Source organism: Vibrio sp. zbq_1, assembly GCF_043102935.1.
In the GTDB taxonomy this organism is placed as follows: Bacteria; Pseudomonadota; Gammaproteobacteria; order Enterobacterales; family Vibrionaceae; genus Vibrio; species Vibrio parahaemolyticus.
The window spans coordinates 46,039-62,556 of record NZ_JBICJH010000006.1 but is presented as its reverse complement, the minus strand read 5'-3'; the positions used below and the strand labels follow the sequence as shown (position 1 = coordinate 62,556).

General features: G+C 47.1%; 15 protein-coding genes. 11 read left to right on the top strand and 4 right to left on the bottom strand.

The genetic code is table 11. The annotated features are described in order from the left end of the window. Positions 1-91 precede the first annotated feature (91 nt). The 4 genes from gyrB to dnaA form a co-directional block, all read right to left on the bottom strand. Positions 92-2,509 (bottom strand): DNA topoisomerase (ATP-hydrolyzing) subunit B, encoded by a 2,418-nt coding sequence (gene gyrB / locus ACF8CV_RS05970; protein WP_005458663.1) that lies wholly within the window; start codon positions 2,507-2,509, stop codon positions 92-94. Positions 2,510-2,522: 13 nt separating this feature from the next. Then, positions 2,523-3,602: a DNA replication/repair protein RecF gene (gene recF / locus ACF8CV_RS05965; RefSeq protein WP_005458661.1), complete on the bottom strand. Its 1,080-nt coding sequence runs from the start codon at positions 3,600-3,602 to the stop codon at positions 2,523-2,525. A 9-nt stretch (positions 3,603-3,611) separates the two neighbouring features. Next, positions 3,612-4,712 carry a DNA polymerase III subunit beta gene (gene dnaN / locus ACF8CV_RS05960; protein ID WP_005486165.1) on the bottom strand — a complete coding sequence of 367 codons (1,101 nt, stop codon included), beginning with the start codon at positions 4,710-4,712 and terminating at the stop codon, positions 3,612-3,614. 63 nt (positions 4,713-4,775) lie between these two features. Beyond that, on the bottom strand, positions 4,776-6,182 hold the full coding sequence (dnaA, locus tag ACF8CV_RS05955) for a chromosomal replication initiator protein DnaA (RefSeq protein WP_005488867.1): 1,407 nt from the start codon (positions 6,180-6,182) through the stop codon (positions 4,776-4,778). Between the two features lie 428 nt (positions 6,183-6,610). Between dnaA and ACF8CV_RS05950 the strand changes: the two genes are divergently transcribed. The 11 genes from ACF8CV_RS05950 to rsmG all read left to right on the top strand — a co-directional run bounded on the left by ACF8CV_RS05950 (position 6,611) and on the right by rsmG (position 16,510). Then, positions 6,611-7,372 carry an amino acid ABC transporter substrate-binding protein gene (locus tag ACF8CV_RS05950; protein ID WP_020904417.1) on the top strand — a complete coding sequence of 254 codons (762 nt, stop codon included), beginning with the start codon at positions 6,611-6,613 and terminating at the stop codon, positions 7,370-7,372. 115 nt (positions 7,373-7,487) lie between these two features. Then, complete coding sequence (locus ACF8CV_RS05945) at positions 7,488-8,159, top strand: amino acid ABC transporter permease (RefSeq protein ID WP_005497519.1); 672 nt, start codon at positions 7,488-7,490, stop codon at positions 8,157-8,159. After that, complete coding sequence (locus ACF8CV_RS05940) at positions 8,156-8,893, top strand: amino acid ABC transporter ATP-binding protein (RefSeq protein ID WP_005481188.1); 738 nt, start codon at positions 8,156-8,158, stop codon at positions 8,891-8,893. The genes ACF8CV_RS05945 and ACF8CV_RS05940 overlap by 4 nt, the downstream gene beginning before the upstream one ends. 241 nt (positions 8,894-9,134) lie before the next feature. Next, positions 9,135-9,269, top strand: a complete 135-nt coding sequence (gene rpmH / locus ACF8CV_RS05935; protein WP_005378825.1) for a 50S ribosomal protein L34 — start codon at positions 9,135-9,137, stop codon at positions 9,267-9,269. Between the two features lie 46 nt (positions 9,270-9,315). Beyond that, positions 9,316-9,639 carry a ribonuclease P protein component gene (gene rnpA / locus ACF8CV_RS05930; protein ID WP_015296021.1) on the top strand — a complete coding sequence of 108 codons (324 nt, stop codon included), beginning with the start codon at positions 9,316-9,318 and terminating at the stop codon, positions 9,637-9,639. After that, positions 9,606-9,863 (top strand): membrane protein insertion efficiency factor YidD, encoded by a 258-nt coding sequence (gene yidD / locus ACF8CV_RS05925; protein ID WP_005378822.1) that lies wholly within the window; start codon positions 9,606-9,608, stop codon positions 9,861-9,863. Before rnpA ends, yidD begins: the two co-directional genes overlap by 34 nt. A gap of 2 nt (positions 9,864-9,865) precedes the next feature. Continuing rightward, entirely contained in the window at positions 9,866-11,488 is a 1,623-nt protein-coding gene (gene yidC / locus ACF8CV_RS05920; RefSeq protein WP_005497514.1) for a membrane protein insertase YidC, read from the top strand. Between the two features lie 116 nt (positions 11,489-11,604). Further along, entirely contained in the window at positions 11,605-12,966 is a 1,362-nt protein-coding gene (gene mnmE / locus ACF8CV_RS05915; protein ID WP_005458483.1) for a tRNA uridine-5-carboxymethylaminomethyl(34) synthesis GTPase MnmE, read from the top strand. Between the two features lie 104 nt (positions 12,967-13,070). After that, a complete protein-coding gene (gene mioC / locus ACF8CV_RS05910; protein ID WP_015296019.1) occupies positions 13,071-13,505 on the top strand; it encodes an FMN-binding protein MioC in 435 nt (144 codons plus the stop codon). 474 nt (positions 13,506-13,979) lie between these two features. Beyond that, entirely contained in the window at positions 13,980-15,875 is a 1,896-nt protein-coding gene (mnmG, locus tag ACF8CV_RS05905) for a tRNA uridine-5-carboxymethylaminomethyl(34) synthesis enzyme MnmG (RefSeq protein WP_138938549.1), read from the top strand. Next, positions 15,875-16,510 carry a 16S rRNA (guanine(527)-N(7))-methyltransferase RsmG gene (rsmG, locus tag ACF8CV_RS05900; RefSeq protein WP_005458456.1) on the top strand — a complete coding sequence of 212 codons (636 nt, stop codon included), beginning with the start codon at positions 15,875-15,877 and terminating at the stop codon, positions 16,508-16,510. The genes mnmG and rsmG overlap by 1 nt, the downstream gene beginning before the upstream one ends. Positions 16,511-16,518 lie beyond the last annotated feature (8 nt).

The window sequence follows — 16,518 nt, the reverse complement described above, 5'->3', positions numbered from 1 at the left end:
AGTCTTGGCATAAAGTGGTGATTTTCATACCACCAAGAAACAAAAAAGCAGCGATGGCTCGCTGCTTTTTTCTATCCAAAAACGCTTGTCGCTACACGTCTAGGTTTGCAACCTTCAGTGCGTTCTCTTCAATGAAGTGACGACGAGGTTCAACTTGGTCACCCATTAGCGTTGTGAACAATTGGTCTGCGCCTACCGCATCTTCAATCGTTACTTGCATCATGCGACGCGTCTCTGGGTCCATTGTGGTTTCCCAAAGCTGATCTGGGTTCATCTCACCTAGACCTTTGTAGCGCTGACGGCTTAGACCACGCATCGATTCTTTAACCAACCACTCAAGTGCTTCAGCAAAGCTTGATACTGGCAGAGTACGTTCACCACGTTTGATGTACGCGCCCTCTTCTAGAAGACCGTCTAGGACTTCAGAAAGGTCCGCCAGCTTGCCGTATTCTTTTGAGTTTAGGAAATCAACACTTAGCGCATGCTCGTGAGTCACACCGTGTGTACGAACGATGATCTTCGGCAGGCTCAAACCAAGCTCTGCGTGCAGCTCCACTTCGTAGCTATATTGGCTTGCACCCACTTCTTTCGCGTTTAGTTGCTCAACAAGTTGTTTTGTCCAAGCTTCTACTGCTGCTGCATCATGACACTGCTCAGCCGTTAGACGAGATGTGTAGATAAGCTCATGCACTAAGGCGCGAGGGTAACGACGGCTCATACGATCAGCAAGCTTGATACCTGCATTGTATTGTTGAACCAGTTTTTCTAGCGCTTCGCCAGCTAGAGCTGGAGCTTCTGCGTTTACGTGCAGTGATGCGTTGTCCAATGCCAATGATACTTGGTATTGGTTCATCGCTTCTTCATCTTTGATGTACTGCTCTTGTTTGCCCTTCTTCACTTTGTATAGTGGTGGCTGAGCGATGTACACGTAACCACGCTCGATAAGCTCTGGCATTTGACGGTAGAAGAAAGTCAACAGTAGCGTACGGATGTGCGAACCATCGACGTCAGCATCGGTCATGATGATGATGTTGTGGTAACGCAGTTTATCCGGGTTGTACTCGTCACGACCGATACCACAGCCAAGTGCTGTAATAAGCGTTGCAACTTCTTGTGAAGACAACATCTTGTCGAAACGTGCTTTTTCTACGTTTAGGATCTTACCTTTCAGCGGTAAGATTGCCTGATTCTTACGGTTACGACCCTGCTTAGCTGAACCACCCGCAGAGTCACCCTCCACAATGTATAGTTCAGAGAGTGCCGGATCTTTTTCCTGACAGTCTGCAAGTTTGCCTGGTAGGCCTGCTAGGTCTAGCGCGCCTTTACGACGAGTCATTTCACGCGCTTTACGTGCGGCTTCACGTGCACGTGCTGCATCGATAATTTTCGAACAAACCATCTTCGCTTCGCTTGGGTTTTCGACCAAGAACTCAGATAGCTTCTCACCCATCGCCGATTCAACCGCTGATTTCACTTCAGAAGAAACCAGTTTGTCTTTGGTTTGGCTCGAGAATTTTGGATCAGGCACTTTTACTGAAACAACGGCAGTCAAACCTTCACGCGCATCGTCGCCTGACGTTGCCGTTTTCGCTTTCTTCGAGAAGCCTTCTTTATCCATAAAGCTGTTTAGCGTACGTGTTAGTGCCGCACGGAAACCAGCAAGGTGAGTACCACCATCGCGCTGTGGAATGTTGTTGGTGAAACAGAAGATGTTCTCTTGGAAACCATCGTTCCACTGCATTGCCACTTCTACCGAAATGCCGTCTTCACGTTCTAAGTCGAAGTGGAAGATTTTCTCGATGATTGGTGTTTTGTTAGTGTTTAAGTGCTGAACGAATGCTTGAATACCACCTTCATACATGAAGTGGTCTTGCTTGTCCGCTTCGCGCTCATCAATAAGCTTGATAGAAACGCCTGAGTTCAAGAACGATAGCTCACGCAGACGTTTTGCTAGGATGTCGTAATGGAATTCAGTGTTAGAGAAAGTTTCTGCACTTGGCCAGAAACGAATTTGTGTACCGGTTTTATCCGTATCACCCACAACCGCTAGAGGCGCTTCAGGCTCACCATGACGGTAAGTTTGCGTGTGGATATGACCGCCACGATGGATGGTTAGTACCACTTTTTCTGACAGTGCGTTTACTACCGAAACACCCACGCCGTGAAGACCGCCTGATACTTTGTACGAGTTATCATCGAACTTACCACCAGCGTGCAGTACAGTCATGATAACTTCTGCTGCTGATACTTTTTCTTCTGGGTGCATTTCTGTTGGAATGCCACGACCATCATCGCTAACGGAAACCGAGTTGTCCTCATGAATTGTCACAACGATGTCTTTACAGTGACCTGCCAACGCTTCATCAATTGAGTTATCCACCACCTCGAAAACCATGTGGTGAAGGCCGGTGCCGTCGTCCGTGTCCCCGATGTACATACCTGGACGCTTACGTACCGCATCCAGACCCTTCAGTACCTTAATACTCGATGAATCGTAATTTTCAGACATGAGTTTCTCTCTTCTAGTTTGACTCTATCCTGCCATGTTCCACATGAAACAATTTGCCATTATCGTCGAGCATGTCGGCGATTTGGTTTTCAGTGATAGAGCTTACAAATACTTGTGCGCCTGTCTCTTTCAAGCAATCTGCAAGACGCTTGCGACGTTGGCTATCTAATTCCGACGCAAAGTCGTCAATTAGGTAAATGCATTGTTTACCGGTCATCGCTGTAAGATGTTGCCCTTGCGCCACACGCAATGCACACACCATCAGCTTTAACTGACCGCGTGACAGAACATCCTCAACGGGTGTTCCATTCACTTTAATGCGCAAATCAGCTTTATTCGGGCCACTAAAGGTGTACCCCAAAGACTGATCACGCTCGAAATTCTTTTCTAGTATTTCTTGGTATGGGGTGTCTTTATCCCAACCACGATAATACTTCAATTGGATCTCAAATTCTGGCAAAAATGTCTGACAGATCGTTTCTGCGACGGTTTTCATCTGTTCAATGTACAGTGACCGCCACTGACTGATGTTTTCCGCCAAACGCGCCATCTCTTGATCCCAATAACTGAGCTCACGATAGCTACTCGCGGTCTTCAACAACGCGTTTCTCTGTTTGTTGAGACGCTTAAAACGACCCCATGCATCATAAAATGCTGGCTCGGTATGAAACACGCCCCAATCGATGAATGCACGGCGATGTTTTGGACCATCCGTCAGTAAATCAAACCCTTCTGGATGTATCAACTGCAGCGGTAACACTTGCGCCAATTGCGCCAATTTTTGCCCAGATTGACCGCCTATTTTAACCTCTGTCGAGCCATCGCGCTGCTTATTAATACCGATAGGTAGCTCAAATTGATCCGAGTTCAAAAAACGACCATGAACAAACAGTTCATCACACTCATTTTGAATCACACGACCAGTGAGAGAGCTTTTGAATGAGCGACCATGCCCGAGTAAATAAATCGCTTCTAGGACACTGGTTTTGCCGCTACCGTTCGGTCCAATAAGAAAGTTAAAGCCTGCTGATAACTGAATATCACAGGCTTTAATGTTGCGAAACTGCTGAATGATGAGACGAGAAAGAGGCATTCAGTTGGCTTATAGACGAATTGGCATCACCACGTACATGGCACTGTCATCGTCGGCATTTTCAATCAATGCACTGGCATTGGCATCCGACATCGACACTTGTACCTTCTCGCAACGTAGCGTGTTCAGCACATCCAACACGTAGCTAACGTTGAAGCCGATTTCGATTGGGTCACCTTCAAAGGTCACATCCAGCATCTCTTCGGCTTCTTCCTGCTCTGGGTTGTTTGCCGTAATGCGCATTTCGCTGCCCGCTAAGTTAACACGCACACCACGGAACTTTTCGTTAGAAAGAATCGCAGCACGCGAGAACGCTTGGCGCAACTCATCACAACTTGCGATCAGTGTTTTGTTGGTATGTTGCGGTAATACGCGGCGATAGTCAGGGAAACGGCCATCAACCAGTTTAGACGTGAAGATAAAGTTGTTCACTTCTGCACGCACGTTTGAGCTGCCAATTTGCAAAACGACAGGTTGCTCTGGCGCATCCATCAGCTTAACCAATTCCTGCACACCTTTGCGTGGCACGATGATTTGCTTTTGGGCGAAGTCAGCACCTAGTTGAGTTTGCGATACTGCCATACGGTGACCGTCGGTCGCCACACTACGCAGTGTCGTGCCATCGATTTCAAACAACATACCGTTGAGGTAGTAACGTACGTCTTGGTTTGCCATCGAGAACTGAGTTTTGTCGATAAGCGTACGCAGATCCGCTTGGCTCAGTGATACTTCAACTTCACTTTGCCAATCTTCAATGTTCGGGAAGTCATTCGCTGGTAGCGTTGCCAGTGAGAAACGGCTGCGACCAGAACGAACTTGCACGCGATCGCCTTCTAACACGAAAGTGATGATCGCATCGTCTGGCAAGCCACGGCAAATATCGAGAAACTTACGCGAAGGAACGGTAATGCTACCCGCTTCGAAATCCCCTTCTAGAGTCACTTTGCTCACCAATTCCACTTCTAGGTCAGTCGCGGTCATTGATAGCACGTTCTCTTCTACTTTAATCAGTAGGTTGCCCAAAATAGGCAGGGTTGGTCGGCCACCCAAAGCGCCCGAAACCTGTTGTAGCGGTTTGATTAAATGACTACGTTCAATAGTAAATTTCATGCTTGGCTCTTTACGCTGTCAGCTCAAAAATTGATTTGCTTAGAATACCGTTATTCTAACCGATTAAGAAGACAGGGTGCGAATCAAGTTCGAGTAATCTTCCTTAATATCGTGGCTCTCTTCACGCAGCTGCTCAATCTTGCGACATGCATGCAAAACGGTCGTATGGTCTCGGCCACCAAACGCATCACCGATTTCTGGCAAGCTGTGGTTAGTTAGCTCTTTAGCCAGTGCCATCGCCAATTGACGAGGACGAGCAACGGAGCGAGAACGACGTTTAGACAGCAGATCCGCCACTTTGATTTTGTAGTACTCAGCAACCGTCTTTTGAATGTTGTCAATGGTCACCAACTTCTCTTGCAGCGCCAGCAGATCGCGCAACGCTTCGCGAACGAAATCGATGGTGATTGGGCGACCAGTAAAGTTCGCGTTGGCAATGACTCGGTTCAACGCACCTTCCAACTCACGAACGTTGGAACGCAGACGTTTTGCAATAAAGAACGCAACTTCGTCAGCCAAATGAATTTGATGGTCTTCAGCTTTCTTCATCAAGATCGCCACACGCGTCTCTAGCTCAGGCGGCTCGATCGCAACCGTTAGACCCCAACCAAATCGCGATTTCAGACGATCCTCTACCCCGCTGATCTCTTTTGGATAACGGTCAGAAGTTAGGATGATCTGTTGGTTACCTTCCAACAATGCGTTGAAGGTATGGAAGAATTCTTCTTGTGAGCGCTCTTTGTTGGCAAAGAATTGGATGTCATCGATAAGGAGAGCATCCACACTGCGGTAGTAGCGTTTGAACTCTTCAATCGCATTGTTTTGCAGTGCTTTTACCATGTCTTGCACGAAACGCTCAGAGTGCATGTACACCACTTTCGCGTTCGGGTTGTTATCCACAATCGCGTTACCCACAGCGTGAAGCAAGTGAGTTTTACCTAGACCAGTACCACCGTAAAGGAACAGTGGGTTGTAGGCAGCTCCTGGGTTATCCGATACCTGACGCGCCGCAGCCAAACCCAGTTGGTTCGATTTACCTTCTACGAAGTTGTCGAACTTATGTTTTGGGTTCATGTTTGAGCGGTGATTGATCGCTGCAATCGCTTGAGGGTCGTCATCCCATGTTTTGTGCACAGGTTTACGTGCTTGCAACTGCGCAGGCGCTGAAGATTCCGCAGCCACATCCGCCGGCGTACGTGTCGGTGCTGGCTTAGGCGCAGAAACTGGGCGACTGCCCACTTCAAAGCGTAAATTCGGGATGTCGTTACCACAGTATTCCTGCAGTAAACGAGTAATGCTGTTCAGATACTTATCACGCACCCAATCCAACACAAAGCGGTTTGGCGCGAATAGAGTGAGAGTATTGTCATTGAGCTCCGCTTGTAACGGACGAACCCACATACTGAATTCTGTAGCTGGTAGCTCTTCTTGAAGCTGCTGCAAACATTGCAGCCAAAGCGAAGATGACACGGTGCCCCCACTGAGTAATTGAATTATCGGAAAAGACTGGCAATTTTACCTGTTGATAACCAAGATCGCCAGCAATTGATCGACGATCAAGTGAATAAGATCTAAGTTATTCACAATTATTTCGCCAAACTTGGTGAGATCAACACACCTTGCCCCAAATTTGCCCACACATTGATCCACATTTGGGCAAATTTAGCGAGATCGACAGATTGGTGATAACTCTGTGTATTATTTTCTTTCCAGCGCCTCTTTTTTCGATCCTTTCGCTTTGATTCGATCGTTTTTCCATCGCCTCCTTGCCAAATTGTCTATTATCTAAACCAAATGAGAACTTATTACTCTCTGGTCTAGGTTATTGCTCTTGGTTATTTATTTAATTGAGCTAACTAACAGTAGTATTTCCAACTATAAAAATATGGAGATGTATTATGAAAAACTGGGTTAAGGTTGCCGTTGCAGCCATCGCACTATCTGCCGCGACAGTTCAAGCGGCAGTCGACACTGCCGCAACTGAAGTCAAGGTGGGCATGTCTGGCCGTTACTTCCCATTCACTTTCGTGAAGCAAGACAAGCTACAAGGCTTTGAGGTGGATATGTGGGATGAGATCGGTAAGCGTAACGACTACAAGATCGAATACGTGACGTCGAACTTCTCAGGTTTGTTTGGTCTTTTAGAAACTGGCCGCATCGATACAATCTCAAACCAAATCACCATGACAGATGAGCGCAAAGCGAAATACCTGTTTGCAGACCCTTATGTGATCGACGGCGCGCAAATCACGGTACGTAAAGGCAACGACAGCATCAAAGGTGTAGACGATCTAGCAGGCAAAACCGTTGCGGTTAACCTAGGTTCTAACTTTGAGCAGCTACTACGCCAATACGACAAAGATGGCAAAATCAACATCAAAACTTACGACACTGGTATCGAGCATGATGTTGCGCTTGGCCGTGCAGACGCTTTCGTGATGGACCGTTTGTCCGCGCTAGAACTGATCAAGAAAACAGGTCTGCCACTGGAACTGGCTGGTGAACCGTTTGAAACCATTCAAAACGCATGGCCTTTCGTCAACAATGAAAAAGGTCAGAAGCTACAAGCGGAAGTGAATAAAGCACTAGCAGAGATGCGTGCAGATGGTACAGTAGAAAAGATTTCAGTGAAGTGGTTTGGTGCTGACATCACGAAGTAATGCTACTTTGCTTTCGAGAATGCGAACAATCGCAACTCTCGACCTAAAATAAACTCATGTGAAGGTGGAACATTGTTTTCCACCTTTTCTTTTCTCTAGCCTTTAGGTAAGCCGTATGGGATTTGATTTTAATTACATGTTGGAACTGCTGCCGATATTGCTCAAATATCTTGGCACAACCATGGAAATGGCCACATGGGGCTTGGTCTTTTCACTGATTTTAGCCGTAATTTTGGCGAACATTCGCGTATTTAAGCTGCCAGTTCTCGACCAATTGAGTCAACTGTACATCAGCTTCTTCCGTGGTACCCCACTGTTAGTACAACTTTTCCTGCTTTATTACGGCTTGCCACAAATCTTCCCTGTGATGGTGGGTATCGATGCATTTTCTGCCGCAGTGATTGGTTTAACGTTGCACTTTGCCGCTTATATGGCCGAGAGTATTCGTGCTGCAATCATCGGTATTGATCGTAGCCAAATGGAAGCGAGCCTATCGGTCGGCATGACAACGCCACAAGCGATGCGTCGCGTGATTCTGCCACAAGCAACACGAGTAGCACTGCCCTCATTGATGAACTACTTCATTGATATGATTAAGTCGACTTCCCTAGCCTTTACGCTTGGCGTGGCAGAAATCATGGCTAAAGCTCAGATGGAAGCCTCTTCAAGCTTCCGTTTCTTTGAAGCATTCCTAGCCGTTGCTCTGATTTACTGGGGCGTGGTGGTGATTCTGACTCGAGTACAAATTTGGGCTGAAGCGAAACTGAATAAGGCGTACGTACGATGATCAAATTAGAAAATATCCACAAGCGCTTTGGCGATACTGAAGTCCTGAAAGGCATTGACCTCGATATCAAACAGGGTGAGATCATCGTGATTATCGGCTCTAGCGGTACGGGTAAGTCGACCCTGTTGCGCACCGTTAACTTCCTTGAGCAAGCCGACGAAGGTCGTATCACTATCGACGACATCTCTGTCGATACACAAAAGCACACGAAAGCCGAAGTCTTGGCGCTGCGTCGCCGTACTGGGTTTGTTTTCCAAAACTATGCCCTTTTTGCGCACATGACGGCTCGCCAGAATATTGCCGAAGGTTTGATTACCGTGCGTGGCTGGAAGAAACAGGAAGCTCTGACTCGTGCACAGCAGATTCTGGATGATATTGGCCTTGGCGAGAAAGGTGACAGCTACCCGGCAGCTCTATCTGGTGGCCAGCAGCAGCGTGTCGGCATCGGCCGCGCTATGGCGTTACAGCCAGAACTATTACTTTTTGATGAGCCAACTTCCGCGCTGGATCCGGAATGGGTCGGTGAAGTTCTCTCATTAATGAAGAAGTTAGCCAATCAGCATCAAACCATGCTGGTGGTAACACACGAGATGCAATTTGCTAAAGAAGTCGCCGATCGGGTGATCTTTATGGCGGAAGGCAACATCGTCGAACAAGGTTCTCCACAGGATATTTTCGATAATCCACAAGATCCTCGTTTGAAAAAATTCCTTAACCAAGTAGGAATAGAGTAACGATCAAGCAACAGGATCGATTGATCCTTGAGATTTTACTCACACTACGTATAATCGCCCGGCCGGAATTTCGTACTCATTGAGTCATTGACACATTATGTGAGTGTGATTACAATTCCGCCTCTTTGTTGAGAGGCGTCGGTTGTTCTTCTCTATATAAAGAGCTTCTTTATAAAGAAAACAGATGCCCACGCCGGGTTTAACAAGAACCTAAAACTACTGATCAGTAAAGGTAATTATCATGAAACGCACTTTTCAACCTACAGTTCTAAAGCGCAAGCGTACTCACGGCTTCCGTGCTCGCATGGCAACTAAGAACGGTCGTAAAGTTATCAACGCACGTCGTGCAAAAGGCCGTGCGCGCCTATCAAAATAATCGCTAGTTTATTTTGAACACGTACGCGTTTAATCGGGAGTTACGCTTGTTAACTCCCGAGCATTATCAAAACGTCTTCCAGCAAGCTCACCGAGCTGGCTCGCCTCATTTCACCATCATTGCTCGTAATAACAAACTTTCTCATCCACGATTAGGTTTAGCTGTTCCGAAAAAGCAAATCAAAACTGCTGTCGGTCGTAACCGCTTTAAGCGTTTGGCTCGTGAAAGCTTTCGTAACTCTCAACATCAACTTCCAAACAAAGATTTTGTTGTGATCGCGAAGAAAAGCGCGCAAGATTTAAGCAATGAGGAAATTTTTAAGTTGTTTGATAAGCTATGGCAACGCCTGTCTCGCCCTTCACGTGGATAGCCATTGGGCTCGTTTATCTTTATCGCTGGTTTATCAGCCCTCTGATTGGTCCTCGTTGCCGGTTCACACCAACTTGTTCCACTTACGCGCTAGAAGCTTTGAGAGCTCACGGTTTTGTAAAAGGATGTTGGTTATCAGGCAAACGTCTATTAAAATGCCACCCTTTGAATGAAGGGGGGTATGACCCCGTTCCACCAGTCCAAAAACAAGACAGAGATAACTAACGATGGATTCTCAACGTAATATCCTGCTCATCGCTCTGGCACTGGTTTCTTTCTTGCTATTTCAACAATGGCAAGTCGCAAAGAATCCAGCACCTCAAGCGGTTGAACAGGCTCAATCAAGCAGCACTCTACCTGCACCATCTTTTGCTGATGAGCTGGACCCAGTTCCTGGTCAACAGCAAGCTTCTGCAAAAACTATCACAGTAACGACTGATGTTTTAACTCTGTCGATCGACACCGTTGGTGGCGATGTGGTACATGCCGACCTAAACCAATACTCTGCTGAACTTGATTCATCAGACCCATTCGTTCTGCTAAAAGACACACAAGGTCATCAATTCATCGCACAAAGCGGTCTTGTTGGTCCTCAAGGTATCGATCTAAGCAGCTCTAACCGTCCTCACTACAATGTGAGCGCAGACAGCTTCACTCTAGCTGACGGTCAAGACGAACTACGCGTTCCGATGACATTTACTGCAAACGGCATCGAATACACAAAAACTTACGTATTAAAACGCGGCAGCTACGCGCTGAACGTTGAATACGATGTAGCGAACAACTCTGGTAACAACGCAACCTTCGGTATGTACGCACACCTACGTCAAAACCTAATGGACGCTGGTGGTAGCATCACAATGCCAACCTACCGTGGCGGTGCTTACTCAACTGAAGATACTCGTTACAAAAAATACAGCTTTGAAGATATGCAGGATCGTAACCTGTCTATCAACCTAGCAGATGGCCAAGGTTGGGCAGCAATGATCCAACACTACTTCGCAGCTGCTTGGATCCCTCGTAACGAACCAGGTACTAACCTTTACACTCGCGTAATTGGCAACCTAGGCGATATCGGCGTACGTATGCCGAACAAAACGATCGCGACGGGTGACCAAGCGAAGTTTGAAGCAACACTTTGGGTTGGTCCTAAGCTACAACAAGAAATGGCAGCAGTGGCACCAAACCTAGACCTAGTAGTGGACTACGGCTGGCTATGGTTCATCGCTAAACCACTTCACTCACTGCTTGCTTTCATCCAAAGCTTCGTGGGTAACTGGGGTGTGGCAATCATCTGTTTGACCTTCATCGTTCGTGGTGCAATGTACCCACTAACGAAAGCGCAATACACGTCTATGGCGAAAATGCGCATGCTACAGCCTAAGCTGCAAGCTATGCGTGAGCGTATTGGCGACGACCGTCAACGCATGAGCCAAGAGATGATGGAACTGTACAAGAAAGAGAAAGTAAACCCACTGGGTGGCTGTCTTCCTCTTGTTCTACAGATGCCTATCTTCATCGCTCTATACTGGGCACTAATGGAATCGGTTGAGCTTCGTCACTCTCCATTCTTCGGTTGGATTCATGACCTTTCAGCGCAGGACCCTTACTACATCCTGCCATTACTGATGGGTGCTTCAATGTTCCTAATCCAGAAGATGAGCCCAACAACCGTAACGGATCCAATGCAGCAGAAGATCATGACCTTCATGCCGGTTATGTTTACCTTCTTCTTCTTGTTCTTCCCATCAGGCCTAGTTCTGTACTGGTTGGTGTCGAACATCGTTACTCTGATCCAGCAAACCTTGATTTACAAAGCGCTGGAGAAAAAAGGCTTACACACTAAGTAACCTTTAACAAAAGAATAAGAAAGGCGGCCAAAAGGTCGCCTTTTTGTTTTTGGCTGATTACAATTCAGCTAATTAATAGTGATGGCTCCACCGAGCCCAGCTCAAAAGGCAAGATTATGACTACAGATACGATTGTCGCTCAAGCTACTGCACCCGGTCGTGGTGGTGTCGGCATTATTCGTGTTTCAGGCCCTAAGGCCAACCAAGTGGCATTGGAAGTCACAGGGAAAACTCTAAAACCGCGTTACGCTGAATACCTGCCGTTTCAAGCCGAAGATGGCACCGTGCTCGACCAAGGCATTGCACTGTACTTCCCTAACCCGCACTCGTTCACGGGCGAAGACGTATTAGAACTGCAAGGTCACGGTGGCCCTGTGGTCATGGATATGCTGATTAAACGTATTCTGGGCATAGCTGGCGTACGAGCAGCCCGTCCTGGTGAGTTCTCGGAACGTGCGTTCTTGAACGACAAGATGGACTTGACTCAGGCAGAAGCGATTGCCGACCTGATTGATGCTAGCTCTGAAGAAGCAGCGAAATCGGCGCTACAATCGCTACAAGGCCAGTTCTCGCAGCGTATTCAAACGCTGGTGGAATCACTGATTCATCTTCGCATCTATGTGGAAGCGGCCATCGACTTCCCTGAAGAAGAAATCGATTTTCTTGCCGATGGTAAAGTTGCAGGAGATCTGCAAGCTATCATCGATAACCTCGATGCGGTACGCAAAGAAGCGAACCAAGGCGCGATCATGCGCGAAGGCATGAAAGTCGTGATTGCTGGTCGTCCAAATGCGGGTAAATCAAGCCTACTGAACGCGCTGTCGGGCAAAGAGTCCGCAATCGTAACAGACATCGCAGGTACCACGCGTGACGTGCTGCGCGAGCACATTCATATCGATGGTATGCCGCTGCACATCATCGATACGGCAGGTTTGCGTGACGCTTCTGACGAAGTAGAAAAAATTGGTATCGAACGCGCCTGGGATGAAATCGCCCAAGCAGACCGTGTCCTATTTATGGTTGATGGCACCACGACCGATGCCACCGATCCAAAAGAAATTTGGCCCGATTTTGTCGATCGCCTGCCAGAAAGCATTGGCATGACGGTGATCCGCAACAAAGCGGATCAAACAGGTGAAGATATGGGGATCTGTCATGTGAACGATCCTACTCTGATTCGCCTTTCAGCAAAAACCGGGGCGGGTGTCGATGCGCTGCGTAACCACCTAAAAGAGTGCATGGGTTTCTCAGGTAATACTGAGGGTGGCTTTATGGCGCGCCGTCGTCACTTGGACGCACTAGAACGTGCAGCTCAACATCTGCAAATCGGCCAAGAGCAGCTTGAAGGCTATATGGCAGGTGAAATCCTTGCCGAAGAGCTACGCATTACTCAGCAGCATCTGAATGAGATAACCGGGGAGTTCAGCTCTGACGACCTACTCGGGCGTATCTTCTCTTCATTCTGTATCGGTAAATAATCCAATACGCGGCACAAAACCTTGTTTTAGTGCCGCGTTTCTTTTTATATGGACACATCCATTCGCGACTCACATCGTGTCCATTGCATTCAAAAGGAAGAAGTATGATCCACATTATTACAGGTAGCACTCTTGGTGGTGCGGAATACGTTGGTGATCACCTGAGCGATCTGCTCGTTGAACAAGGATTTGAAACCACGATCCACAACCAACCGTCATTAGACGAGATCGATAACCAAGGGACTTGGCTTGTGATCACCTCCACCCACGGTGCGGGGGAATATCCAGACAATATTCAACCTTTCATCGCAGCATTACAAAATACGCCACCTAAGATGGCCGACGTGAAGTTTGCAGTCATTGCGATTGGTGATTCGAGCTACGATACGTTCTGCGCTGCCGGTAAGCACGCTTACAACTTGTTAGAAGATATTGGCGCAACGCCGATTACAGATTGCTTGTTGATTGATGTACTGGCTCATGACGTCCCAGAAGATGCTGCAGAAGCATGGTTAAAAGAGAATATCGAGCGCTTTTAACCCCATACTCATCTCCTACAGAGTCGCGATGCGGCTCTGATTTCCCCTCTGTGAATAACCTTCCGTAGAAAAAATCTTTTCAACTGAACAAAAAACACCCAAACCGTCTGTGGATAAGTCAGGTAAGATCCAGTGGTTTTCCTTTAGTTATCCAAATAACAACTTTGATCTATTTTAGCCCCTGTGTATAAACCCCATTTTTGATCCCAGGTAATCCTCGATCAGATCCAACCATGATCACAAGATATGATCCAAAGAAGATCCATGATCTTGTTGATCATTTTTCACTTATCCACAGAAGTCGTCGATCCTAATAATAGATCCAATAAAAGATCATATATATAGATCTTATATATATTTATCTTGAAGCCTAAAACGGAAAAACGAGAAAACGATTTTCTCTCTGGCATAAAGCAGGTAAAATACTGCTCCTTTATCTGTCCATTAAATCCTTTGAATACCTGAGGTCAGTTCATGCTTTATCACGAAAACTTTGACGTCATTGTTGTCGGTGGCGGACACGCAGGAACGGAAGCCGCGCTCGCATCTGCACGCACAGGACAAAAAACTCTTCTCCTTACCCATAACATCGATACATTAGGCCAGATGTCTTGTAATCCGGCGATTGGTGGTATCGGTAAAGGCCACTTAGTAAAAGAAGTGGATGCTATGGGCGGTTTGATGGCAGAAGCTATCGACCATGCAGGTATTCAATTTCGTACACTAAATGCTTCGAAAGGTCCTGCAGTACGAGCTACTCGAGCTCAAGCTGATCGCGCTCTATACAAAGCGTACGTACGCAACGCATTAGAAAACGCGCCAAACCTAACTCTGTTCCAGCAATCGGTTGATGATCTGATTGTTGAACAAGATCGCGTTGTTGGCGTTGTGACTCAAATGGGTCTTAAATTCCATGCCAAAGCGGTTGTGCTGACCGTAGGTACCTTCCTTGGTGGTAAGATCCACATTGGTATGGAAAGTTCTTCAGGCGGTCGCGCTGGGGATCCACCATCAATCGCATTGGCGGCTCGCTTACGTGAATTGCCATTCCGAGTGGATCGTCTAAAAACGGGGACACCACCACGTATTGATGCTCGCACGGTTGATTTCTCAGTGCTAGAAGCGCAACACGGTGACAACCCAACACCAGTTTTCTCATTCATGGGTAAGCGCGAACACCATCCGCGTCAAATTCCTTGTTTCATTACGCATACCAATGAACAAACTCATGAAGTGATCCGCAATAACTTAGATCGTAGCCCAATGTACGCAGGTGTGATCGAAGGAATTGGCCCGCGTTACTGTCCGTCTATCGAAGACAAAGTGATGCGCTTTGCGGATAAGAACAGCCACCAAATTTTCATTGAACCTGAAGGTCTTACCACGCACGAGTTATACCCGAATGGTATCTCCACCAGCTTGCCGTTTGATGTTCAAGTTCAAATCGTTCGTTCAATGAAAGGCTTCGAGAACGCACACATTGTTCGTCCTGGTTACGCGATTGAGTACGATTTCTTCGATCCACGTGATTTGAAGCAAACTTACGAGACTAAATTCATCAGTGGTCTATTCTTTGCTGGCCAAATCAACGGTACAACAGGCTACGAAGAAGCTGCGGCACAAGGCTTAATGGCGGGCTTGAACGCAAGCTTGTACAGCCAAGGCAAAGAAGGCTGGAGCCCGCGCCGTGACCAAGCATACATGGGCGTTCTGATTGATGATTTGTCGACCATGGGTACCAAAGAACCGTACCGCATGTTCACTTCTCGCGCGGAATACCGCCTATTGCTTCGAGAAGACAACGCCGACCTTCGTTTGACAGAAAAAGCTCGTGAACTTGGCTTGATTGATGATGTTCGTTGGGCGCGTTTCAACGAAAAAATCGAGAACATGGAAACCGAGCGTCAGCGTCTGAAGTCTACTTGGGTAAACCCAAACTCGGCGGGCATTGATGAACTGAACAAACTGCTGAAAACGCCAATGGCGCGTGAAGCAAGTGGTGAGGATCTTTTGCGTCGTCCAGAGATCTCATACTCACAATTGACTCAACTTGATGCCTTTGCTCCTGCTCTTGAAGATCAACAAGCGGCAGAACAAGTAGAAATTCAGGTGAAATACGACGGTTACATCAAGCGTCAGCAAGAAGAGATCGAAAAATCACTTCGCCACGAACACACAAAACTGCCTGCGGATTTGGATTACAAAGACGTAAAAGGTTTGTCGAACGAAGTGGTTGCGAAACTGAGCGAAGCCAAACCGGAAAGTATTGGCATTGCTTCGCGTATTTCCGGCATTACGCCTGCAGCGATTTCAATTCTTCTTGTGCATCTGAAGAAGCACGGCTTGCTGAAAAAAGGCGAGGAAGAGTAATGAGTGCACTACGAACCAAGCTTGATTCACTGATTGCACAGACCGATTTAGACGTTTCAGAAAAACAACGAGAGCAGTTAGTCGGTTACGTTGAGCTGCTCGATAAGTGGAACAAAGCGTACAACCTAACTTCGGTTCGCGATCCTTTAGAGATGTTAGTGAAACATATCCTTGATAGCATCGTGGTCGGCACGCATCTGCAAGGTGAACGTTTTATCGATGTGGGCACTGGCCCAGGATTGCCAGGTATTCCTTTGGCGATCATGCATCCGGAGAAAACGTTCTTTCTGCTCGATAGCCTCGGTAAGCGCATCCGTTTTATCAAGCAAGTTGTCCACACGTTAGGTTTGAAAAACGTGACACCAATTCAAAGTCGCGTCGAAGAATTCCAACCGGAAGAAAAATTTGATGGCGTTTTGAGTCGAGCTTTTGCTTCAATGACGGACATGGTGGAATGGTGCCACCATTTGCCGAAAGAACAAGACGGCGTCTTTCTTGCGTTGAAAGGACAGCACCCTAAAGATGAAATGGATCTGCTTCCTGAATGGTGTAGTGTGACCGAGATCATATCTTTAGCTGTTCCTGAGTTGGAAGGCGATCGTCATCTAGTAATCTTATCGCGCAAGGAAAATTAGCGAGGTAG

What these genes read in the sequence shown, in the direction of transcription:
- mioC (WP_015296019.1), top strand. Translation starts at nt 13,071, where the DNA reads ATGATCCACATTATTACAGGTAGCACTCTTGGTGGTGCGGAATACGTT.
- rpmH (WP_005378825.1), top strand. Translation starts at nt 9,135, where the DNA reads ATGAAACGCACTTTTCAACCTACAGTTCTAAAGCGCAAGCGTACTCAC.
- dnaN (WP_005486165.1), bottom strand. Translation starts at nt 4,712, where the DNA reads ATGAAATTTACTATTGAACGTAGTCATTTAATCAAACCGCTACAACAG.
- gyrB (WP_005458663.1), bottom strand. Translation starts at nt 2,509, where the DNA reads ATGTCTGAAAATTACGATTCATCGAGTATTAAGGTACTGAAGGGTCTG.
- ACF8CV_RS05945 (WP_005497519.1), top strand. Translation starts at nt 7,488, where the DNA reads ATGGGATTTGATTTTAATTACATGTTGGAACTGCTGCCGATATTGCTC.
- yidC (WP_005497514.1), top strand. Translation starts at nt 9,866, where the DNA reads ATGGATTCTCAACGTAATATCCTGCTCATCGCTCTGGCACTGGTTTCT.
- mnmE (WP_005458483.1), top strand. Translation starts at nt 11,605, where the DNA reads ATGACTACAGATACGATTGTCGCTCAAGCTACTGCACCCGGTCGTGGT.
- yidD (WP_005378822.1), top strand. Translation starts at nt 9,606, where the DNA reads ATGGCAACGCCTGTCTCGCCCTTCACGTGGATAGCCATTGGGCTCGTT.
- ACF8CV_RS05940 (WP_005481188.1), top strand. Translation starts at nt 8,156, where the DNA reads ATGATCAAATTAGAAAATATCCACAAGCGCTTTGGCGATACTGAAGTC.
- rsmG (WP_005458456.1), top strand. Translation starts at nt 15,875, where the DNA reads ATGAGTGCACTACGAACCAAGCTTGATTCACTGATTGCACAGACCGAT.
- ACF8CV_RS05950 (WP_020904417.1), top strand. Translation starts at nt 6,611, where the DNA reads ATGAAAAACTGGGTTAAGGTTGCCGTTGCAGCCATCGCACTATCTGCC.
- mnmG (WP_138938549.1), top strand. Translation starts at nt 13,980, where the DNA reads ATGCTTTATCACGAAAACTTTGACGTCATTGTTGTCGGTGGCGGACAC.
- recF (WP_005458661.1), bottom strand. Translation starts at nt 3,602, where the DNA reads ATGCCTCTTTCTCGTCTCATCATTCAGCAGTTTCGCAACATTAAAGCC.